Source organism: Corynebacterium sp. HMSC034B08 (genome assembly GCF_001835805.1).
Taxonomy (GTDB): Bacteria; Actinomycetota; Actinomycetes; order Mycobacteriales; family Mycobacteriaceae; genus Corynebacterium; species Corynebacterium coyleae.
Genome location: NZ_KV825899.1, coordinates 110,660 through 129,835 on the forward strand (window position 1 = coordinate 110,660; position 19,176 = coordinate 129,835).

Sequence of the window (19,176 nt, forward strand, 5' to 3'; positions counted from 1 at the left end):
TTCTTCGACGTTTCGCCCCAGAATGATCTGCATGACATTGCGTGCCCCCTCCCCGGTTGAACCCAATACCGACCGCACCGCCGTGTTGTGCATCCTTGGGTCCTGCCTGTTTCTGCAGCTTGGCGCAGCTCTTGCCACGCAGCTTTCCCCCATGCCGGAACCTGGGCGACGAGTTCATTCCGACTACTCATCGCCTCCGTCATCCTGCTTGCAATCTCACGGCCGGCGTGTTGGCGCTGGACTCCCGAACAATGGGGTGCAGCGATCGTGCTCGGAGTGTCGTTAGGCTGCATGAACGGGTTCTACTACGCCGGTATTGCAACTGTGCCACTCGCATCCGCGGTAACCATCCAATTCCTCGGCCCGCTGCTGCTCGCCGCGGTGTTGTCCCGTTCGGTACGCGACGGCATCTCCGTCGGGCTTGCGCTTACAGGTATGGCGCTGCTTGGCGTTGATTCGCTCTCCGGTGAGCCGCTCGACCGCCTCGGCGTGTTCTACATCCTGATCGCAGGCGCTGCCTGGGCGGTGTACATCCTTGCCAACAAGCGCACTGGCCGCCTCATCGCCGGCCAAGGTGGGCTCGCGGTTGCCCTTGCAGTTGGTGGTTTGGTGACGTTGCCCTTCGGTTTCGAAGGCGCACTCGTTATCGTTTCCGATACCAATCTGCTGCTCCTCGCAATTGGTACCGCAATCTTGGCGTCGCTGCTCCCAACATCACTGGAACTGATTGCTATGCGACGACTCCGCCCCCAGGTATTTTCCATCCTCATCTCGTTCGAGCCTGCATTTGCAGCACTCGTCGGATGGCTTGTGCTCAGCCAGGGCCCCTCCCCGCTGAAGCTTGCGGCGATTGCCTTGGTTATCGGTGCTTCCGTCAACCAGACACTCGCCGGCAAGCGACTGCGGCGTCAGGTTTAACGGACCGCAGTGCTGAGGCTGTCCAGAGCCTCGCGCACCTTCTCCGTCGAAGGTGCCTGTGCGAGGCGCTCAGCTGAGCGGTGCAGCTGGTTAATCGAGGCATCAGCAGCAGCCATTGCCTTGTTCACCTGCTCCACCAGCGGTGCGACCTCTTCGCCCATGTCGTTGGTGTTCTCAGACCAACGACGAATCATCTCGAGCGGAATCTTGGTCAGCTCCGTGATGGAGTTAACCTTCAGCTCCACGCGGCGACGGAACGACGAGTGCAAGAACACGGCGTCATCCATGTGCTTGACGTCAGCCTCGAGTGCGTCGACGAGAAGCTGCATCGACTCCTCCACGTTAGCCTCCGTGGAGAACTGTGCGGTCTGTGCGGTGTGCAGACGAGCCAGAGCAATCGCCATACGTGCGTTGGACGTCTTGGCGTAGAGCTCCTGAGCGGTCTCCTCGAGGGTCCTCGCGTTCTCGTCGATAATGCCACGCATCGTCGCCCACACCTGCAGCGGTGCGAGCAGCAGCGTACGCGATGCACCCTCGGTGACCACGTTTTCCATCTCGGCCTTCACGTTGTTGGTCACTGCGTTTTCCTCGACCAGCGTCGCACTGGCCTTGCGCAGCTCCTCAGCAGCGTCCTTAATGGCGGTCTGCACCGTCATGAACTCGTCGAGTTCACGGTAGAGCGTCACGGCAGCCTCGTAGATGTCGCCGGAGCCTTCCGGAAGCGTAAAGCCTGCATCCTCACGTGCCTGGACCTCAGCAGGAAGGACTTCGCGCAGGAATGCGTCGTAGTCCGGCAGCAGCTCCGTAACCTTCTCCGCGCCCATCACTGCACGCTCGCGGCGGCCAACACCGTTGGCCTTCGCCTCGTGCTCAACGATGTTTGCTTCTTGGTAAATACCAGCGGCTGCTTCGAAGTTCTCCGTCATCGGACGGGTACGCACCGAGAGGTAACCGCCGTTTGGCAGCGGCGTAACAGTGGCAAACACGTCGTACGCGGAGCCACTCTTCGCCTTATTACGCACATACGCGGCGAAAGGACGGCCCTCCTCGATGGTGTCCCACATGAGTTTGAACGCCGCACCAGGCATCTCCTCATGACGGATGAGGTTGTGCGGCTTACCGATCATCTCTTCGGCGGAGTACTGCGCGTACTTGATGAACACATCGTTCACATGCGTCATCACACCTTTGGCGTCAGTCACCGAAAAGAAGATGTCGTTCACATCAACTTCGTGGAATGGGCCCTCAGGGGCGTCGCGAAGAATCGTTACACGGCTAGACATAGGTCGATTTCATCCAGTTCTTAGTTACGGATTGCCAAATCGGCTTTCTGGAAAGCTTTGATCCCAGTATAGCCACATTTCGCCATAATTCTTTTCAGTCCACCAATGAGATTCTTCGCACCCCACGGATCGCTCGATGGACCGAAGAGCACGACCTCCAGTGGCGTCGAAGAAGTGAAGTCAGGTTCCTTCCGCACGCTACCTCGCGGAAAACGTGGGTGAGCTGTCTGAGCTTCCCAATACACGCCACCGGCAGCGGCCTCAGTTGCCTTCGTTAATGGGTTGCCAAGCATAACGGCATCTGCACCACAAGCGATGGCTGCAGCAATCTCGCCTGCCCCCCAAATAGTGGTATCCGCAAGAATGTGGACATAACGTCCACCAGTCTCATCGAGGTAATCCCGACGTGCTGCCGCGACATCTGCGATAGCGGTAGCCATCGGGACATTCACCACCGTGTCGGCATCGCCCGAACCGACAATGACACCAGCAACGCCAGCGCGCATCAGGTGGGTCGCGGTCGTGTAGTCATACACACCACCGGCAATGACCGGCACGTCGAGCGAACCGACGAACTCTTTCAAGTTCAACGGTTCCCCACCTTTTTGCACGTGCTCTGCAGACACGATCGACCCCTGAATGAAGAGGATTTCTGCACCTGCGGCGATAACTACAGGCGCCAATTCGCGCACGTTCTGCGGGCTCACGCGCACCGCAACAGTCACGCCAGAGTCACGCACCTGGGCGATACGTTCCGAAAGCAAGTCGTGATCAAGTTCTGCGGCGTGCAACTCCTGCAAGGTGCGCACGGCACGCTCACCTGCCTCGACAAACTCCTGGTACTTCTCAGCCGTATCGACGTTAAAGGGGTCCTCGCATGATTCCACCACCTTCTTCACCGCAGCCTCCAGATCAGCGTGTCGGCCCCACAGGCCTTCCGCGTCAATCACACCGAGGCCACCCTGCTTGCCCATCTCGATAACAAACTCAGGGCTTGCCAACGCGTCCGTCGGATGGGACGCAAGCGGGATATCGAACGTGTAGGCATCAATATGCCAGGAGGTGTCCACATCCTGCGAGGAGCGGGTGCGTCGTTTCGGAACGATCGACAAATCACTCAAGCCGTAAGCCTTGCGGGCTTCGCGCCCAATGCCGATTTCCACGTAGTCACGCATGTTGTGCTGGTTCTCCTACTGGCGGTAGTTCGGTGCCTCGACGGTCTGCGTGATGTCGTGCGGGTGGGACTCACGCAGGCCCGCGGTGGTGATCTGGACGAACTGCTTGGTCTGCAGCTCCTCGATAGTGGATGCGCCTGTGTAGCCCATCGCGGCGCGCAGACCGCCAACGATCTGGTGGGTGATGGAATCCAGGTCACCGCGGAACGGCACGCGCCCCTCAATGCCTTCCGGCACGAGCTTGTCCTCGCTTGCCACATCCGCCTGGAAGTAACGGTCCTTGGAGAAGGAACGCTTCTCACCAGTCAGTCCACGGCCCTGCATTGCACCCATGGAGCCCATGCCGCGGTAACGCTTGTACTGCTTGCCGCCGACAACAACAATGTCGCCTGGCGCTTCCGCCGTGCCCGCCAACATGGAGCCGAGCATGACGGTGGATGCGCCGGCAGCCAATGCCTTAGCCACGTCGCCAGAGAACTGCATGCCACCGTCGGCAATGATCGGCACACCTGCAGCCTTCGCCGGCACGGCCGCCTCGAGGATGGAGGTAATCTGCGGTGCACCAACACCTGCAACCACGCGGGTGGTGCAGATAGAGCCCGGACCGATACCGACCTTGATGGCGTCTGCGCCAGCGTCGATCATGGCCTTCGCAGCGCTACGGGTAGCCAAGTTGCCACCGACAACGTCGACGCGGTCGCCGAATTCCTTCTTCACACGAGAGACCATCTCAAGTACACGGTTGTTGTGTGCGTGCGCGGAGTCGACAACGAGCGCGTCTACGCCCGCCTCAACGAGCAGACCAGCGCGCTCAAATGCGTCCTCACCGGTACCGACGCCAGCAGCGACAAGTAGACGGCCGTTCTCATCCTTCGAGGCGTTCGGGTACTGCTCGCTCTTGACAAAGTCCTTCACCGTGATCAGACCGGCAAGCTTGCCTTCGGAGGTCACAATCGGAAGTTTCTCCACCTTGTTGGCGGATAGCAGATCGAGCGCTTCCTTCTTGTCCACACCCTCCTGCGCTACAACCAGCGGCATCGGGGTCATGACCTCTGCAACCTTGCGCTGAGCATCCGGCTCGAAGCGCATGTCGCGGTTGGTGATGATGCCAACAAGACGGTCAGAACCGTCAACTACAGGAAGGCCCGAGATGCGGAAACGGGCGCACAGTGCATCGACGTCGGCGATGGTCATATCGGGGGTGGCGGTAACCGGGTTAGTCACCATGCCGGATTCCGAGCGCTTGACCACATCGACGTGCTCCGCCTGGTCCTGAGCGCTCAAGTTACGGTGCAGCACACCGATACCGCCCTGGCGCGCCATCGCGATCGCCATACGGGATTCGGTCACTGTGTCCATCGCCGCCGAAATAATCGGCATGCCGAGACGGATATTGCGGGTGAACTGGGCTTCGGTGCTCACCTCAGATGGAACAATGTGGGACTCCGCCGGAAGCAGCAGCACGTCATCAAACGTCAGCCCCCTCAGCGCCACCTTGTTCGGATCGTCGCCACCCGTCCATACTCGTGCCTCAGACATCGACATGTTCTCCTCTCCCGCGCGATTGTTTTCAGCAATGATATAACGCCGCGCAAGCTCTGGGGCTATGCGGGGATGACGCCCTGATTGGCCTAGCAAGCGGCCACTTAATAGGCTGGGCACCGTGAATTACGACGACATGATGCCGCTGGACCCGTTCGCGGACGACCCAAACGATCCGGCGTCGTTCATCGAAGACGATGAGATCGTGGAGCCCCTCTCCCCTGAGGAGCGCGTCGCCGTCATCCAGGACCTTGCACACGTACGCGACGCACAACGAATGCTGAAGCCGCGCGGAATTTTGGGCATCCATTTCCTGTGCGAGGACTGCGACCAAATGCACTACTACGACTGGGAGATCATGGAACAAAACATGATCGCCACCCTCAACGGGGAACTTCCCCCGGTGCATGAGCCCAGCGCGCAACCGAACGTCACTGCGTACGTTCCGTGGGATTACGCGATGGGCTACCTCGATGGTCTCGAGGCACGCTAGCTAGAAATTTTCCGACGAGCCCGCCCCGCCCGGCACTACCGGCGCGGGCGTTGCTGCGTACCGCGATGCAGAATCGACTGGATTCGACGGGACATTATCGCGGACCGTCGGCCGTGCTGGCGGCTGATCTCCTGGGATCGGAGTTTGCTCGCGCGAATCGGACGGCTCCACCACCGTCGGTCGCGGTTGCTCCTGCGGCTGGCGCGGCGGCAAGCTCCCGTTCGAAGGCGCCACGGCATCCGACCCCGGCGCCGGTGCCCCAGCCGGCGGCTGCGCATTCTCCGGAGCAGGCGCAGGGTTCTGCTCCGGCGCCGGCGCAGGCTGCTGCACGCTCGGCGGAACTTCAACTTCATGGACCTCCACCACAGTCGTGGTTTCAGTAACCGTGCGTGGCGCTGGCTGCACTACGTCTTCACCGTTACGCGCCTCACGCATCTTGATACCTGCCATAAGCCCCCTAGCCTGCTCAAGCAGGCTTCGGGCGGCCTCCATATCCCCGCTTTGGTTCGCTGCCTCCAGCTCGTCGAGCGTGGTTGCCAACTCCACCATCGTGGTTTCGTTCGCGGAGCTCTGCGTGCCATACACCGCAGCGCCAGTGCCGACGATAGCCACAGACGCAGCTGCAGCACCGACCACACCTGCGACCCATGGGTTGGCGGTCCGGCGGCGCGCGCGGGCGTCGTCAAGCGATGCAACCGGCGCAACCGGCGCAACCGGGATCACCGTGGGAGCCGCTGGCATCGGGCGATCGACGTCCTGCTTTAGTCCAAGCAGCGCCGCAGCCAGTGGGTCACTGCCGTCACTGGGGTCTACACCACTCGAAAGCGCATCAAGAAACGCATCGTCGCGAACGCACTCTTCTCCAAAGTCGCCGCCACCAAAATCACGCGTCATGGCCTGAATGGTCTCCTTCCAACTGCTCACGCAACTTGGACAGCGCCCTATGCTGCGCGACACGCACCGCACCTGGAGTACTGCCCACTACCTCTGCCGTTTCTTCCGCCGAGAGGCCCACAAACACTCTCAGAATCACAATGTCGCGAGCCTTATCACTTAATGAATCGAGTAATGCGCGAACTTCGTTACTTCCGTCTGCAACAACGGCTGCATCCTCCGGCGTGAACGCAACAACCTCCTGGTCAGGGACATCTTCAGTAGGCGTTGTCTTGTCACGCACCAGGCTGCGGTGCGCATCGGCGACCTTGTTAAACGCAATGCCGTACACAAACGCCATGAACGGCCGCCCGGTATCCACGTAGCGGTCGATGGACGTCGCTACCGCCAAGCAGATCTCCTGAGCGACGTCCTCCGCAGTCGGCATGCGCCCGCCTCCAATGCGCGCCCTGGCGTAGCGCAGCACCCGTGGATGGACGATGGCAATCACACGCTGGAGAGCACGCGCATCCCCTTCGGCGGCACGTGGAACGAGGGTGACAAGTTCATCTTCCTCGTCACCCGCTGTCGCGCCGGTATTGCCAATCACAAGCAAACACTATAAACACTCATTCCCCCGCCATATGAGTTACCGACGCGTATCCAAGAATTCACCAACCTTTAACTCTTGCCATTTTCCCTGCGAATTGCGCTTTTATTCACAAGAGCCTCCGAGAAACGCCCGTGCCGTAACCGCGCGGCAACCCTTTGTTCACCCACCGCCGGAACACTGCACTGCTGGTTGTGTACATCACGTTTTCCACGGCAAAGGAGATCTCACACCATGACGTTGCCACAGCAACTCCCCGGCCCCAATGCAGACTTTTGGGATTGGCAGCTTCACGGCGCCTGCCGAGGCGAAGCCTCGGAAATCTTCTACCACCCCGAGGGTGAGCGGGGCCGCGCCCGCACGCAGCGTGAGAATCGAGCGAAGGCTATTTGCTTCAACTGCCCGGTGCTTACCCAGTGCCGCGAGCATGCCCTGCGTGTGGCCGAGCCCTATGGCATCTGGGGCGGCATGAGTGAATCTGAGCGCTCCACTGCCCTGCGCCGCGGCCTTGGCAGCGTGAAGTACGTCGCCGCCGTCAAGTAAGCGCATGACCGAAGAATCACGCCAAAAGAAAAACAGTGCCCTACCGAAGTGGGGCACTGTTTTAGCGTATCGACGACACCCTAGTGGGCGTGTGCGTGACCTTCCTCGCCGTTTTCGGCCGGCTTGGTCACCACGGATACCTCCGTGGTCAGCACCATGCGAGCCACGGATGCGGCGTTGACCACAGCGTTGTGGGTCACCTTCACCGGGTCGATGATGCCCTGGTCGATGAGGTTGCCGTACTCGAGCGTGGCGGCGTTGAAGCCCTCGCCGTTGTTCATCTCGGCAACCTTGGACACGACGACAGCGCCGTCGAGACCAGCGTTGTCGGCGATCCAGAATGCCGGCTTGGACAGTGCACGTGCCACTGCCAGCACACCGGTCTTCTGCTCGCCTTCGAAGCCTTCAGCAAACTCCTCGAGCTGCTTGGCAATCTGCACCAGTGCGGAGCCGCCGCCGGCGATGATGCCTTCCTCTGCTGCCGCGCGGGCAGCGTTGATGGCGTCCTCGACGCGGAGCTTGCGCTCGTTCTGTTCGGTCTCGGTCGCTGCACCGACGCGCAGCACCGCGACACCACCGGAAAGCTTGGCCAAGCGCTCCTCGGCCTTTTCCTTGTCCCAGGTGGAATCCGTGGTTTCGATCTCGCGGCGGATCTGCTCGCGGCGCTCCTCGACTGCCTCTGCGGTGCCGGCACCGTCGACGATGACCGTGTCGTCCTTCGTCGTGGTTACGCGGCGTGCGGAGCCAAGGTGGTCCAGGGTGGCGTCCTTGAGGTTGATGCCAACCTCTGGGTCGATGACGGTCGCGTCGGTGACAACAGCAAGGTCATCCATGAACGCCTTGCGGCGCTCGCCGAAGTACGGCGACTTCACAGCAACGACCTTGATCACCTTGCGGATCGCGTTGACAACGAGCGCCTGCAGCGCCTCGCCTTCGATGTCCTCGGCCACGACGAACAGCGGCACCGACTCCGATGCAACCTGCTCAAGCAGCGGGAGGAAATCCGGCAGAGAGGAGATCTTGCCGCGTACGAGCAGCACGCGGGCGTCCTCAAGCACGGCCTGGCCGGCATCCGGATCGGTCATGAAGTACGGGGAGAGGAAGCCCTTATCAAAGGAAATACCCTCAGTCAGATCCACGTAGGAATCAATGGACTGAGACTCCTCGACGGTAAGCACACCGTCTTTGCCCACCTTCTCCATGGCACCTGCGACCATCTCACCAACCTCAGGGTCGCGAGAGGACACGGTGGCCACGTTGGCGATCTCAGCGGACGACTTCACGTCGGTCGCGCGAGCCTTGAGCTCCTCGACGACCTTGTCGGCTGCCGCCTTGATGCCCTTATTCAGCTCGATCGGGTTCGCACCAGCAGCCACGTTGCGCAGCCCTTCGGCGACGAGCGCCTGGGCGAGCAGCGTTGCGGTGGTGGTGCCGTCACCTGCAATGTCGTTGGTCTTGACTGCGACGGACTTCACCAGCTGCGCACCGAGGTTCTCAAACGGATCCTCAAGGTCAATGTCGCGGGCGATGGTCACGCCGTCGTTGGTGACGGTCGGGCCGCCCCAGGACTTTGCAAGCACAACGTTGCGGCCACGGGGACCGAGGGTGACCTTCACCGCGTCGGCGAGCGTGTTCACGCCGCGCTGGATGCCCTCGCGAGCTTCCTGATCAAATGCGATGAGTTTTGCCATAGCGTTTTACTTACTTCTCGACGACGGCCAGCAGGTCACGAGCGGACAGCAGGAGGAACTCCTCGCCGCCGTACTTCAGCTCGGTGCCGCCGTACTTGGAGAAGATAACCGTGTCGCCTTCCTTCACGTCCACGGCGATGCGGTTGCCATTGTCGTCGAGACGACCCGGGCCAACAGCGATGACGACGGCTTCCTGCGGCTTTTCCGCCGCGGAATCCGGAATAACCAGGCCGGAGGCGGTGGTGGTTTCAGCCTCAGCGATCTGGACGAGGACCTTGTCCTCCAGCGGCTTGATGTTGACGTTTGCCATGATCAAAAACCTTTCATTGGTGAATGATTCAATAGTTCAGGTCTCACGAGGCGCAGCCGTCGTCGCGGGTGAACAACTGTGCTTCACACAACCTGCCTTAGCACTCTACCTATGAGAGTGCCAGCCAACAACACTGGTGGCGTTTAGCGGTTTTTCACCGCGTTACGCCACAGCTCGAACTCTTCGGGATTGTCGTTGCGGAAGTTTTCCACCGCACGGATCGCGTTGACAACCTCTTCGACCGTGCCTTCGCTGATGCTGCCGCCCCCGCGCGCCGCGAAGATCACCGGCCCGCAGATCGACCGGGTGGGATCCGTAAGAAACTCCGGGGTGTCCGTCTCTGCAGTGTTACGCGCAAGGGACGCAACAGGGTTCGGCTCCGCTCCGACAATTCCAGCGTCAACCCGGTAAATCGCGTGGAACCGGTTGCCGTCGCGGTCAAACGCCACGTCCACAACTCCATCGGTTCCGCCACCGAGCATCTCGCGCGCAGAGTCCTCATCGAACACGATGCGACGGTACGTCAGATCTGGGTTGACGAGCAGCCCGAAGCGTTCGCGTTCGGCCTGCTCTTGGCTAAATTGCTCGGTGGTCACGGAGGATTTCCTTTCACGGGATACAGTTCAGGTGCTCAATATAGCCCCACCCTGGTGACCTCGCTCGGCGAGCGATTACACGAGCGGAACCTCTACCTCGAGCGACGTGTCCGTGCCTACACCCAAATCAGACGGCGTGGCCCCTTCGTGGATGAGCTGACCCGCAAGCGCTGCGATCATCACACCGTTGTCGGTGCAGAGTTTGAACCGTGGCACACGCAGTTCGATGCCGTGGTCGTCGCAACGCTGCTGCGCGAGTTCACGCAGACGACTGTTGGCCGCCACACCCCCGCCGAGCAGCAGGGTGTTCGCGCCGGTGTCCTCGCAGGCCATGATCGCCTTGGCGGTAAGCACGTCGCAGACTGCCTCCTGGAAGGACGCGCACACGTCCTCCAGCGAGATCACGCGGCCCTCACGCTCGGCGGCCTCAACGTGGCGCGCGACCGCGGTCTTCAGCCCAGAGAACGAGAAGTTGTAACGGTGTTCGCCGCGCAGATCCTCCGCACGCGACAGCGCACGAGGGAAACGCACCGCATTCGGATCCCCCTGCGCAGCTAACTTGTCGACGACCGGACCACCCGGATAGCCCAACCCCAGAAGCCGGGCCACCTTGTCGTAGGCCTCACCAGCAGCGTCGTCGAGTGTGGTGCCGAGTTCCTTCATCGGCTTGCCTACCGCGTCGACTTCAAGCAGCTGCGTGTGCCCACCGGAGACCAGCAGCGCAATCGAGTGCGGCAGACTCTCCCCCTCGAGGTTGGCCACAGCGACGTGGCCGCCAAGGTGGTTCACGCCGTAAAAGGGCACGCCCCAGGCGGCGGCGTATGCCTTCGCGGCGGAAGCGCCAACCAGCAGTGCGCCTGCAAGACCGGGCCCGATCGTGGCTGCTACGGCATCTGGCTTCTCAATACCAGCGTCCGCCAGCGCCTTTTCCATCACCTGCGGCATCGCCTCCAAGTGTGCACGGGAGGCGATCTCCGGCACCACACCACCAAAGCGGGCGTGCTGTTCCATCGAGGACGCGACGACGTCGGCAAGGATTTCCATCGTGCCGTCGTCATGAAGGTTGATGATGCCTACGCCAGTCTCGTCGCAGGAGGACTCGATACCGAGGACAATCATTGCTTACACCCTTTCGCTCTTGCGCGGGCGCGTCATGGTGTACGCGTCCATGCCGGAGGCCTGATAGTAGTTCTTCCGCACGCCGGCGGTGAAAACTCGAAACGTTTATACAGCGCGATCGCGGGCTCGTTATCCACCCGCACCTCAAGATAGACCGGACCATCCATGAGGTCAGCGGTGTGCATCATCTGGTCCATCAACGCCCGGCCCAGGCCGCGGCCCTGCTGTTCGGGGTCCACCCCGATGGTGTGGATTTCAAACTCTGGGTCGTCGCGCGGGCCCAGCATTGCAAGCCCCGCGTAACCAAGCATCCGGTCTGCTTCAAACGCACCGAGGTAAAACGTGTGGGGCGCAGCAATCTCTGAACGAAATGCTGCCTCCGACCACGGGTTATCCCCGGCGAACAGGACAGCCTCTATCGCTGCCGCCGCGGCCGCATCGCCGACTGTCAGTTCACGGAACTCCATCACGGCAGCGCGGGCGACTTCGGAGCTTGCTTCGGTGGCACCGCATCCGGCCGACGCAAATACAGCGGGACGAGAGGCTCCGGGGTGGCGCTCAGATCCGCCACGGCAACCAACCCAGCCGGGGTCGGCGCATGGTACGCAATAGTGCCTGCTACGACCGTGACCTGCTCTGCAAGGTTGTCGGGCACGCTCAGCACGTCCACCTGCTCCACTGGCAGATCCGCCGGCTTACATACCTCGGGGCCTGCAACACGGGCACCGTCGTTGTACCGGGCCCAGTACACCTCGCGGCGGCGGGCGTCGGTCACCACAAGCACATCGCCTTGGCGGTCTACCGCTACCGCATCGTGGGTGCATACCCCATGCACCGGAATGCCAAGCGCCTGGCCAAGCGCAGAGGCGGTGGCCATCCCGACACGCAAACCGGTAAACGGGCCCGGCCCGCAACCGACAACGATGGCGTCGAGGTCGGCGAAGGTGAGCGAGGCTTCGTCGAGAAGCACCTGCACTGTCGGCACAAGCTGCTCGTTGTGCGCACGCGTAGCAACGGTTGCCTCAGCAAGCGTTTTCGCCGCCTCGGTATCCACGACACCTGCGACCAAATCCGTAGTCGCCGTGTCGAGGGCGAGCACCAGCATTACTGGCCCATCCCCAGAGCCCACTGGCCCTTCGTGTTGTAGAACGGCATTGCGGTGTTCAGCGGGAAAGTCTCCGACTGCGGAACAGTGCAGATGTCGACCTTCTTCAACTCAACCGGGTCGATCAGGGCAGTCTCACCCTCCGCTGGGATCAGCAGCACGTAACCCATCTCGCCGTTGAGGTCCACATCCTCATCCGTCAGCGCGAAGGCTTCCTTCTTCGCCTTCACCAGCTCCTCCGGCTCGCCTGGGCACAGCGTGGTGTACCCCATGTACTCGTTTGCGTCGTACACCCTGGACGGGTCAACGAGCTGCGCGGCAACCACGTCACCGCCCGGACGGGTCTGCAGCAACGCACGCGTCAGCGAGTTCGTCGGCTTCACCTCGTCCACAGCGTTCGAGCCACGGGACTGCGGAATGAAGATGATCCCGATCAGGATCACCAACCACAGCACCGCCGCAAGAATGATCCAACCACGGGCTTTGCTACTCGTTTTCAGCATGGGTGTAAGCCTACATCCCCTCCACGACACGCCAGGAAACTATCCTGCCCTCAGTCTCCGCGAGAGTCTCCCGATCCAACTGCACGAGAATGTGGCGCGCCCCCAACTGCTCCATCAAACCGCCGCCCCATTCTGCGACCACCACGGCATCTTCCAACTCGGTATCCAGGTCGAGCGCATCGAGCTCACCCAGCGGATCGTCGCCGAGACGGTAGGCATCCACATGCACCAACGCGGGCCCGCCCACAGTGGAAGCGTGCTGGCGCGCGATGACAAACGTCGGGCTGGTCACGCGTCCCTTCACCTGCATGCCACGCGCAATACCTTGTGTGAACGTGGTCTTGCCGGCGCCGAGCGGGCCATCCAGGATCACTAGATCCCCCGCCTCAAGTGCTGCGCCGAGCTCCTCACCAAGCTGTTGCGTATCGACGACCCCCTCACACACCCGCTTTCCTTCACACGCAAACGTGTCCTTCACTTACTCCTCCCCTACATAGGTGCGAAGCGTTCGGCCCTCCGGCGCGCACACAACCTCATAGTTGATCGTGCCGGCGGCCTTAGCCAGATCAGTTGCGCTGCGACCACCCGCACCGAAGATGATTGCCTCGTCGCCTGCCTGGACGTTGTCCTCGTTTGCGCCGAGCCACACCACAATCTGGTCCATGCTCACACGCCCAACCTGGGTGTAGGTCTGGCCATTGATGGCGATCTCCAACGCACCCTGCCAGCTACGGTGCACGCCGTCTGCATAACCGGCCGGAATCACTGCGGTGTAGCCGTCCTCGGGTGCTTCCCAGGTGCGTGCGTAACTGGTTACTTCGCCCTGCTTCATCGGCTTAACCGCGATGACCTGTCCCACCCACGTCATCGCCGGTTTCAGGTCGTGGTCAAGCCCCGCCACTGGTTCGAGCCCGTACAGGCTCACGCCGGGGCGCACCATGTCAAAATGCAAATCCTTGCGCGTCCAAGTCGCTGGCGAGTTCGCCATGTGGTTTCGCTCCACACGCAATCCGGCCGCACGCGCCGCCTCGATCGCCTTGCGGAAGTTCTCCGCCTGGAAATCCGTGTAGGGGTCGACCGGGTTGTCGGCGCACGCCAGGTGCGTCATCAAACCAGCAACCTCAATCTTGCCGGCCTGCTCCGCCTCAAACGCCATCTTGAACGCCGCTTCCCACTCCGGTTCGTCGATACCGGAGCGGTGCATGCCCGTATCCACCATGAGGTAGACGGTGCGGTGCGTGGGTTCGTCGATAAGCAACTGCAAATGGGCAACACTCGGCGCGCCAAGATCGATGCCCTCCGGTAACTCCTCGTGGATACTCCACAACCAGGCGAGCACAGGCTTCTGTGTGACCTCACGGACACGACGAGCCTCAGCCAACGTGGCCACGCCGAACGCATCTGCGCCATTGCGATCCATCACCGGAACACACTTTTCGACGCCATGGTTATAGGCGTCCGCCTTCACCACACACATGAGTTTCGCCTCGCCTGCCTGCTCTTTCAGACGGCGAGTGTTGTGCGCAATCGCACCTAAATCAATCGTTGTACGGAGCGGAAACATACGCCCCATTGTGCACCACCTACAGCAGGTGCACGACACCCAGCACAGTCAGCATTACTGCCACAGCCCACGTCGCGGCTGCCGTCACCTGCTGCGGGTGGCTGCGCGCCCACGCAAACCCCCTGCCTGCGAGACTTTCAGGACGAGCGCGCACCAACCCGACCAGCAGCGCACACAGCGTTGGCAGCGACAACGCCACCGAGGCGTACAGCGGAATCGCCGCGTAACGCACCTGCGCGTCAATACCCGAGGCGGACAGCAACGCAAGCCCGCCGAAAAACGGTCCCGAGGTTGCGGACTGCACCAGCCCCAAGACAAAACCCGTCAGCACCGTCAGCGGACCGGGCGTGTTCAGGTGCTGCATGATCTTCTGCGTCAGCGCCTGGTTGTCACCGCCACGCATGGCAAGCACCGCCGTCAGCAAACCCGTTGCGATCAGCAACACACCGAAGACAGGGCCGTTGACAAAACGTTCAACGGCGGAGCCCAACCCGTCGAAAATGACAAGCATCAGCAGCGCAAGCCCCGCCACCCCCAGCCAGTCACCGGCAATCAGCAACGATGTCGTCTTGGCGTAGCGGCCGTTTCCCCGTGGCACCGCAATACCTACTGCAACGATGACCCCGATGAGCAGAAGGTTCACCGAATCGACGAATGCGAGCTGTAACGCGCCGAGCATCCTGCCTCCTGAGTAACCCCGCCTGCAACGATGGACTCACCCTAGTCCAGACAAAGATGCAGTAGGATCGTCGGCGTGTCTGCGAAGCTAAAGAAACTCTCTGACCTGACCAAGCGTGGCCCCCACCGCGTCCTTGAAGGCGACTTGGGCTACACGGGCCTGCCCGGCAAGGTGTACACCCCTGCCGAGGGCAAGAACCTGCCCGCTGTCGCGTTCGGCCACGACTGGACGAAAGACGTCGACGACTACCACGGCACACTGCGCCACCTGGCCAGCTGGGGCATCGCAGTCGCAGCACCCAACACCGAAACCGGGTTTAGGCCAGATCACCGTGGCTTTGCTGCAGACCTGGAGACGAGCCTGCAGATCCTCGCCGGCGTGCGACTGGGCAACGGCAACATCTCTGTCTCCCCAGGCAAACTCGGCATCGTTGGCCACGGCATGGGTGGTGGCGCCGCAGTGCTTGCGGCGGTAGACAACCCGAAGGTGAAGGCTGTGGCGACGGTGTACCCGGCAAACGTCGCACCGTCCGCGGTGGAAGCAGCCCGTGCGCTCTTCGCCCCCGGCATGGTCATCGGTCCCGGCGAGGACGGCGATTCCTTGTTCGACCCGGGCAACCCCGCAAAGCTTGCCTACAACTGGGCGGGCGATGTGGTCTACCGCGCGCCGAAGAAGGGCGATCAGCAGTCCTTCTCCGAAGACGGCATGATCAAGCGCATCCTCGGCGTGGGCAAGTCCGACCGTTCGCTGCAGGAAACCGTGCGCGGCTTGCTCGTGGGCTACTTGCTGCACGTGCTAAACGACGAGAAGGCCTACGCCGGCTACGCGGAAGCCGACGCCGAAGGCTCTGGCGTGGTCTCCCTTTCTGGCGAGAAGCTCGCCAAGGCCGCGGGGCTGGCCCGCGACAACGCCGGTTTCTCCCTGTTCTAGGGCGGCGCGCTTCCGCGAGGTTCTCACTCGCGGGTTAGGCCTCTTCGCCCACGCCGGGCTGCTCCGGCGGAGTCCCCCGGGCCTGGCTTTGCAGCACCGCATGCACCTGCGCCCTTCTTGCGCGACGCGCCGCAGACACACGCGAGCGTTCCAAGGTGTAATCCCCACGCGGCGCGACCGGCTTCGGCCGTTCCATCGTCTCGCGCGCTCTGGCGTAGTGCTTCGCAGTTTGTTCCATCTTGTTCTGGTGCTCGCGCATCATGGCCTCAAAATCAGCCATGCGTTTTTGCGTCCTACGTTGGAACTGGAGCACAAACAACTCGTAATCCATTGGTTACCACTCCCCCGTTTTCTTCATTGCCCACGGATCCTGCCCGCCCTGAGCGCCTGATTGTGCCCCGTCTGCGCCACCTACGGAAGCAGCCGTTGTATCGACGTGCTGTGCCTTCTTCGGCGGTGGTGGCGGCTCTTGCACCTGCGACAGTTCTGGCGGTGGGGCGATAACCCCATCCTTAGTCGGTGTCGGTGCAGGTGCAGGCGGTGGCGGTGGCGGTGGCGCCGGTGCTGGAGCAGGTTTCGGTGCTGGTTTCGCCGGCGGTTCAGGCTCCGGCTTCGGTGCTTCCTCCGGCGGGCATTCCACCTCTCCTTGTGCGAGGTCGAGCTCAACGCCCAGCTTCAGCCCCACATCGACCGAGATATTCACGCCGGCGGCCACAGTGCCGACCGAGGAGCTTGCAACCGTGTCGCATGGTTTCTCCACCGCAGGCTCTGGCTGGGTTTGCGCCGCCTCACCAGTGCACTCGGCAATGCTGTCGAGGCACTCCCGGATCACCCCATTTCGGTCCGTGGTCGTTGCCGTTGCACACCGCAGCGCTTCGATGATCACCTCTACGGCGATCTCCACAATCTGAGTGATCCCGCAACGCTGCGCGATTTCGAACACACGGCGCGCAGGTTCCAAGATCGCACGAATCGCCATATCAGCTGAGCGCACGATCGCTTCTATCGCCGAAGAGCACTCTCCAATACGCTGGCCTACCTGCTTGACGTGTTCAAAGTGGTCGGTCTCGCGGGCTTCATTTCGGCACTCCCGATCCCGGATGCCCACCTCTTCAAACCATCCGCTGTTATCTGCCGTGCACGTGCGCGCTGGCGTATCCGGACGCCCACAACTCAACGCCAATTGCAAGCCGATCTGTGCGAACACCGAAAGGTCGAGCCCGTTGATACAGGAGGACTCGGACATCAACTCACCGGCAAGGCCTCGCACGGCATTGCGCTGGTGTTCTGGCACCTCAGGTGCAACCTCGACCGCTTCGACGAGGGTGCGGACATCATCTTGCACTGTCGGCATCATGGCTGCTCCACCCCCTCAAGTACCTCGGCTGCGAGTGCATCGGCGGCCACGATGTCGTCGGTAAGCGCGAGCACCTGCTCCCAGTTCTCGCTACGGACCTCTAAAAACCGCTTCGACGTACTGTGAAGCGCCTCAAGTGCCTCAGCAACACGCCGGCCTTGCTCCGCGAAGCCATCGCCGAAAGCAGACGGGTCCACCGTGATGCGCCTCGTGTCGAGGTCGTGCGCCGCAGCACGGTACGCGTTAATCGCGGCACCGTACTGCGTTCGAACATTGTCAACGTCAACGTCGACAGCACTGACATGTCGTGTCATTTCCCACCCCTGAAAAGATTCCAGTCCAACTATTTCTACTTAGTTAGACTCCCCCAACGCCCCGGCGGTTCCCTGCCGGGGCAAAAAACTTCTTACTCAGAAGTTACACGGCTGCGACGACCGCCGCGAGCTGTCCGGCAACCTTTCGTGCCTGTTCTTCCTCAGCTGCTTCCACCATCACGCGGAACAGCTCCTCGGTACCCGACGGACGCAGCAAGACACGACCGGTATCGCCCAGCTCCGCTTCAGCTTCGCGGATCGCGGCGGTAACGGATTCGTCGTCAAGAATGCGCGACTTGTCTGAGACCGGAACGTTGATCAGCGTCTGCGGCAGCACGGTCATCACACTCGCCAACTCAGCGAGCGACTTCCCGGTTTCAGCCATGCGTGCCATGAGCATCAGACCGGACAGCACGCCATCGCCGGTGGTCGCATGCTCCGGAACCACAATGTGGCCGGACTGCTCGCCACCCAAGGAGAAGTCGCCACGGTTGAGCTCTTCGAGGACATAACGGTCGCCCACTTTGGTCTCCCGCATCTCGATGCCCTCGCGCTTCATTGCCTGCTTCAGCCCCAGGTTGCTCATCACCGTGGCCACCAGCGTGTTGGAGCGCAACGAGTTGTTGTCGCGCATCGCGGTTGCCAGTACAGCCATGATCTGGTCGCCGTCGACAACATTGCCCTCGGCGTCCACAGCCAAGCAACGATCCGCGTCACCATCGTGCGCCAAACCAAGGTCCGCGCCGTGCTCAACCACTGCGCGCTGAATCTGCTCCATGTGCGTGGAGCCTGCGCCGTCGTTGATGTTGTAGGCGTCGGGCTTGTTAAAGATCGCGGTCACGTCAGCTCCCGCTGCCGCATACGCCTTCGGGGCCACCTCGAACGCTGCACCGTTCGCGCAGTCCACCACAACCTTGATGCCCGACAGGTCGGTGCTCACCGCATCAGCCAGATGCGCCAGGTAGCGGCTCTGCGCATCTGGGGCCTCCTCGATCACACGGCCGATGCTGGTGCCGGTCGGACCGGTTTCCTCCAGCTCGTCCATGGCGCGCTCAATCTCGTCTTCAATATCGTCCGGCAGCTTGTGACCACCAGCGGAGAAGAACTTGATCCCGTTATCCGGCATCGGGTTGTGGGAGGCGGAAATCATTACACCGATGTCGGCTCCGTAGTCGTCCGTAAGAAACGCCAAGCCAGGCGTCGGAATCACACCGACACGCAGCACGTCCACGCCCTTCGACGCCATGCCGGCTGCCATCGCTGCCGCCAGCATCTCACCGGAGACGCGCGGGTCGCGCCCAATGAGCGCTACTGGGCGACGCTTCCCGGAGCGACGGTCCTTCGTCAGCACCGTTGCCGCAGCCGCGCCGAGCTTCAACGCCAACGGCGCTGTCAACGCCTCGTTGGCCAAGCCGCGAACACCATCAGTTCCAAACAATCGAGTCATGCCCACAATTATGCATGCTTGCTGCAATTGCTTATCGACGAACCCTCGCAACCGGTCCGCTCACCAACAACGACAGAAGAAACGGCAAACGCCGCCACCCAGAACATGGGCGACGGCGTGTGGA

General features: G+C 61.8%; 22 protein-coding genes and 1 pseudogene. 4 read left to right on the plus strand and 19 right to left on the minus strand.

Annotated features, from left to right (window positions below; genetic code table 11):
• Positions 1 to 291 precede the first annotated feature (291 nt).
• Entirely contained in the window at positions 292 to 918 is a 627-nt protein-coding gene (locus HMPREF2656_RS00790; RefSeq protein WP_246825045.1) for an EamA family transporter, read from the plus strand.
• Here the strand turns inward: HMPREF2656_RS00790 and HMPREF2656_RS00795 are convergent.
• The 3 genes from HMPREF2656_RS00795 to guaB are packed head-to-tail and all read right to left on the minus strand — an operon-like array spanning position 915 to position 4,915.
• Entirely contained in the window at positions 915 to 2,201 is a 1,287-nt protein-coding gene (locus HMPREF2656_RS00795; protein WP_070815588.1) for a PAS domain-containing protein, read from the minus strand. The two genes, HMPREF2656_RS00790 and HMPREF2656_RS00795, sit on opposite strands and share 4 nt — an antisense overlap.
• A 20-nt stretch (positions 2,202 to 2,221) precedes the next feature.
• Positions 2,222 to 3,376 (minus strand): GuaB3 family IMP dehydrogenase-related protein, encoded by a 1,155-nt coding sequence (locus HMPREF2656_RS13250; protein ID WP_070815589.1) that lies wholly within the window; start codon positions 3,374 to 3,376, stop codon positions 2,222 to 2,224.
• 15 nt (positions 3,377 to 3,391) lie between these two features.
• Entirely contained in the window at positions 3,392 to 4,915 is a 1,524-nt protein-coding gene (gene guaB, locus HMPREF2656_RS13255) for an IMP dehydrogenase (protein WP_070422775.1), read from the minus strand.
• A 124-nt stretch (positions 4,916 to 5,039) separates the two neighbouring features.
• Between guaB and HMPREF2656_RS00810 the strand changes: the two genes are divergently transcribed.
• The gene (locus tag HMPREF2656_RS00810; RefSeq protein ID WP_070422774.1) at positions 5,040 to 5,411 is read left to right on the plus strand and encodes a DUF5319 domain-containing protein; all 372 of its coding nucleotides are present in this window, start codon (positions 5,040 to 5,042) and stop codon (positions 5,409 to 5,411) included.
• On the opposite strand, the gene HMPREF2656_RS00815 is transcribed toward HMPREF2656_RS00810, so the two are convergent.
• Both HMPREF2656_RS00815 and HMPREF2656_RS00820 read right to left on the minus strand, forming a co-directional pair.
• Entirely contained in the window at positions 5,412 to 6,305 is an 894-nt protein-coding gene (locus HMPREF2656_RS00815) for a hypothetical protein (RefSeq protein ID WP_070815590.1), read from the minus strand.
• On the minus strand, positions 6,295 to 6,894 hold the full coding sequence (locus HMPREF2656_RS00820) for a sigma-70 family RNA polymerase sigma factor (RefSeq protein WP_224213064.1): 600 nt from the start codon (positions 6,892 to 6,894) through the stop codon (positions 6,295 to 6,297). Before HMPREF2656_RS00820 ends, HMPREF2656_RS00815 begins: the two co-directional genes overlap by 11 nt.
• A 234-nt stretch (positions 6,895 to 7,128) precedes the next feature.
• Between HMPREF2656_RS00820 and HMPREF2656_RS00825 the strand changes: the two genes are divergently transcribed.
• Positions 7,129 to 7,437, plus strand: a complete 309-nt coding sequence (locus tag HMPREF2656_RS00825; RefSeq protein ID WP_070422772.1) for a WhiB family transcriptional regulator — start codon at positions 7,129 to 7,131, stop codon at positions 7,435 to 7,437.
• 80 nt (positions 7,438 to 7,517) lie between these two features.
• On the opposite strand, the gene groL is transcribed toward HMPREF2656_RS00825, so the two are convergent.
• The 10 genes and pseudogenes from groL to HMPREF2656_RS00875 form a co-directional block, all read right to left on the minus strand.
• Complete coding sequence (groL, locus tag HMPREF2656_RS00830; RefSeq protein WP_070815591.1) at positions 7,518 to 9,128, minus strand: chaperonin GroEL; 1,611 nt, start codon at positions 9,126 to 9,128, stop codon at positions 7,518 to 7,520.
• A 10-nt stretch (positions 9,129 to 9,138) separates the two neighbouring features.
• Complete coding sequence (groES, locus tag HMPREF2656_RS00835) at positions 9,139 to 9,438, minus strand: co-chaperone GroES (protein WP_070422770.1); 300 nt, start codon at positions 9,436 to 9,438, stop codon at positions 9,139 to 9,141.
• A gap of 143 nt (positions 9,439 to 9,581) precedes the next feature.
• Positions 9,582 to 10,034, minus strand: a complete 453-nt coding sequence (locus HMPREF2656_RS00840) for a hypothetical protein (protein ID WP_070570595.1) — start codon at positions 10,032 to 10,034, stop codon at positions 9,582 to 9,584.
• A 75-nt stretch (positions 10,035 to 10,109) separates the two neighbouring features.
• A complete protein-coding gene (tsaD, locus tag HMPREF2656_RS00845; protein ID WP_070815592.1) occupies positions 10,110 to 11,153 on the minus strand; it encodes a tRNA (adenosine(37)-N6)-threonylcarbamoyltransferase complex transferase subunit TsaD in 1,044 nt (347 codons plus the stop codon).
• Between the two features lie 3 nt (positions 11,154 to 11,156).
• Positions 11,157 to 11,620 (minus strand): annotated as a pseudogene (gene rimI / locus HMPREF2656_RS00850) (ribosomal protein S18-alanine N-acetyltransferase).
• On the minus strand, positions 11,620 to 12,258 hold the full coding sequence (gene tsaB / locus HMPREF2656_RS00855) for a tRNA (adenosine(37)-N6)-threonylcarbamoyltransferase complex dimerization subunit type 1 TsaB (protein WP_070570600.1): 639 nt from the start codon (positions 12,256 to 12,258) through the stop codon (positions 11,620 to 11,622). Before tsaB ends, rimI begins: the two are co-directional and overlap by 1 nt.
• Positions 12,258 to 12,761 carry a hypothetical protein gene (locus HMPREF2656_RS00860; protein WP_070422765.1) on the minus strand — a complete coding sequence of 168 codons (504 nt, stop codon included), beginning with the start codon at positions 12,759 to 12,761 and terminating at the stop codon, positions 12,258 to 12,260. Before HMPREF2656_RS00860 ends, tsaB begins: the two co-directional genes overlap by 1 nt.
• A 10-nt stretch (positions 12,762 to 12,771) precedes the next feature.
• Positions 12,772 to 13,239 (minus strand): tRNA (adenosine(37)-N6)-threonylcarbamoyltransferase complex ATPase subunit type 1 TsaE, encoded by a 468-nt coding sequence (gene tsaE / locus HMPREF2656_RS00865; RefSeq protein ID WP_083284743.1) that lies wholly within the window; start codon positions 13,237 to 13,239, stop codon positions 12,772 to 12,774.
• Positions 13,240 to 14,325 (minus strand): alanine racemase, encoded by a 1,086-nt coding sequence (gene alr / locus HMPREF2656_RS00870; protein ID WP_070570639.1) that lies wholly within the window; start codon positions 14,323 to 14,325, stop codon positions 13,240 to 13,242.
• Positions 14,326 to 14,344: 19 nt separating this feature from the next.
• On the minus strand, positions 14,345 to 15,004 hold the full coding sequence (locus HMPREF2656_RS00875; RefSeq protein ID WP_070450563.1) for a GAP family protein: 660 nt from the start codon (positions 15,002 to 15,004) through the stop codon (positions 14,345 to 14,347).
• Positions 15,005 to 15,079: 75 nt separating this feature from the next.
• Between HMPREF2656_RS00875 and HMPREF2656_RS00880 the strand changes: the two genes are divergently transcribed.
• Positions 15,080 to 15,934 (plus strand): dienelactone hydrolase family protein, encoded by an 855-nt coding sequence (locus HMPREF2656_RS00880; protein ID WP_070815593.1) that lies wholly within the window; start codon positions 15,080 to 15,082, stop codon positions 15,932 to 15,934.
• Positions 15,935 to 15,968: 34 nt separating this feature from the next.
• On the opposite strand, the gene HMPREF2656_RS00885 is transcribed toward HMPREF2656_RS00880, so the two are convergent.
• The 4 genes from HMPREF2656_RS00885 to glmM all read right to left on the minus strand — a co-directional run bounded on the left by HMPREF2656_RS00885 (position 15,969) and on the right by glmM (position 19,052).
• Positions 15,969 to 16,214 carry a hypothetical protein gene (locus tag HMPREF2656_RS00885; protein ID WP_141739346.1) on the minus strand — a complete coding sequence of 82 codons (246 nt, stop codon included), beginning with the start codon at positions 16,212 to 16,214 and terminating at the stop codon, positions 15,969 to 15,971.
• A 54-nt stretch (positions 16,215 to 16,268) separates the two neighbouring features.
• Positions 16,269 to 17,291: a hypothetical protein gene (locus tag HMPREF2656_RS00890; RefSeq protein WP_070815594.1), complete on the minus strand. Its 1,023-nt coding sequence runs from the start codon at positions 17,289 to 17,291 to the stop codon at positions 16,269 to 16,271.
• On the minus strand, positions 17,288 to 17,605 hold the full coding sequence (locus HMPREF2656_RS00895) for a hypothetical protein (protein ID WP_070450572.1): 318 nt from the start codon (positions 17,603 to 17,605) through the stop codon (positions 17,288 to 17,290). Before HMPREF2656_RS00895 ends, HMPREF2656_RS00890 begins: the two co-directional genes overlap by 4 nt.
• Positions 17,606 to 17,708: 103 nt before the next feature.
• Positions 17,709 to 19,052: a phosphoglucosamine mutase gene (glmM, locus tag HMPREF2656_RS00900; protein WP_070482481.1), complete on the minus strand. Its 1,344-nt coding sequence runs from the start codon at positions 19,050 to 19,052 to the stop codon at positions 17,709 to 17,711.
• Positions 19,053 to 19,176 lie beyond the last annotated feature (124 nt).

Excerpts from the sequence above, each read along its gene's own strand:
- groES (WP_070422770.1), bottom strand. The coding sequence starts at position 9,438 with ATGGCAAACGTCAACATCAAGCCGCTGGAGGACAAGGTCCTCGTCCAG.
- tsaB (WP_070570600.1), bottom strand. The coding sequence starts at position 12,258 with ATGCTGGTGCTCGCCCTCGACACGGCGACTACGGATTTGGTCGCAGGT.
- HMPREF2656_RS00885 (WP_141739346.1), bottom strand. The coding sequence starts at position 16,214 with ATGGCTGATTTTGAGGCCATGATGCGCGAGCACCAGAACAAGATGGAA.
- HMPREF2656_RS00795 (WP_070815588.1), bottom strand. The coding sequence starts at position 2,201 with ATGTCTAGCCGTGTAACGATTCTTCGCGACGCCCCTGAGGGCCCATTC.
- HMPREF2656_RS00875 (WP_070450563.1), bottom strand. The coding sequence starts at position 15,004 with ATGCTCGGCGCGTTACAGCTCGCATTCGTCGATTCGGTGAACCTTCTG.
- HMPREF2656_RS00860 (WP_070422765.1), bottom strand. The coding sequence starts at position 12,761 with ATGCTGAAAACGAGTAGCAAAGCCCGTGGTTGGATCATTCTTGCGGCG.
- HMPREF2656_RS00790 (WP_246825045.1), top strand. The coding sequence starts at position 292 with ATGAACGGGTTCTACTACGCCGGTATTGCAACTGTGCCACTCGCATCC.
- HMPREF2656_RS00825 (WP_070422772.1), top strand. The coding sequence starts at position 7,129 with ATGACGTTGCCACAGCAACTCCCCGGCCCCAATGCAGACTTTTGGGAT.
- HMPREF2656_RS00895 (WP_070450572.1), bottom strand. The coding sequence starts at position 17,605 with ATGACACGACATGTCAGTGCTGTCGACGTTGACGTTGACAATGTTCGA.
- guaB (WP_070422775.1), bottom strand. The coding sequence starts at position 4,915 with ATGTCTGAGGCACGAGTATGGACGGGTGGCGACGATCCGAACAAGGTG.
- HMPREF2656_RS00815 (WP_070815590.1), bottom strand. The coding sequence starts at position 6,305 with ATGACGCGTGATTTTGGTGGCGGCGACTTTGGAGAAGAGTGCGTTCGC.
- HMPREF2656_RS00890 (WP_070815594.1), bottom strand. The coding sequence starts at position 17,291 with ATGATGCCGACAGTGCAAGATGATGTCCGCACCCTCGTCGAAGCGGTC.
- groL (WP_070815591.1), bottom strand. The coding sequence starts at position 9,128 with ATGGCAAAACTCATCGCATTTGATCAGGAAGCTCGCGAGGGCATCCAG.
- HMPREF2656_RS13250 (WP_070815589.1), bottom strand. The coding sequence starts at position 3,376 with ATGCGTGACTACGTGGAAATCGGCATTGGGCGCGAAGCCCGCAAGGCT.
- glmM (WP_070482481.1), bottom strand. The coding sequence starts at position 19,052 with ATGACTCGATTGTTTGGAACTGATGGTGTTCGCGGCTTGGCCAACGAG.
- alr (WP_070570639.1), bottom strand. The coding sequence starts at position 14,325 with ATGTTTCCGCTCCGTACAACGATTGATTTAGGTGCGATTGCGCACAAC.
- tsaD (WP_070815592.1), bottom strand. The coding sequence starts at position 11,153 with ATGATTGTCCTCGGTATCGAGTCCTCCTGCGACGAGACTGGCGTAGGC.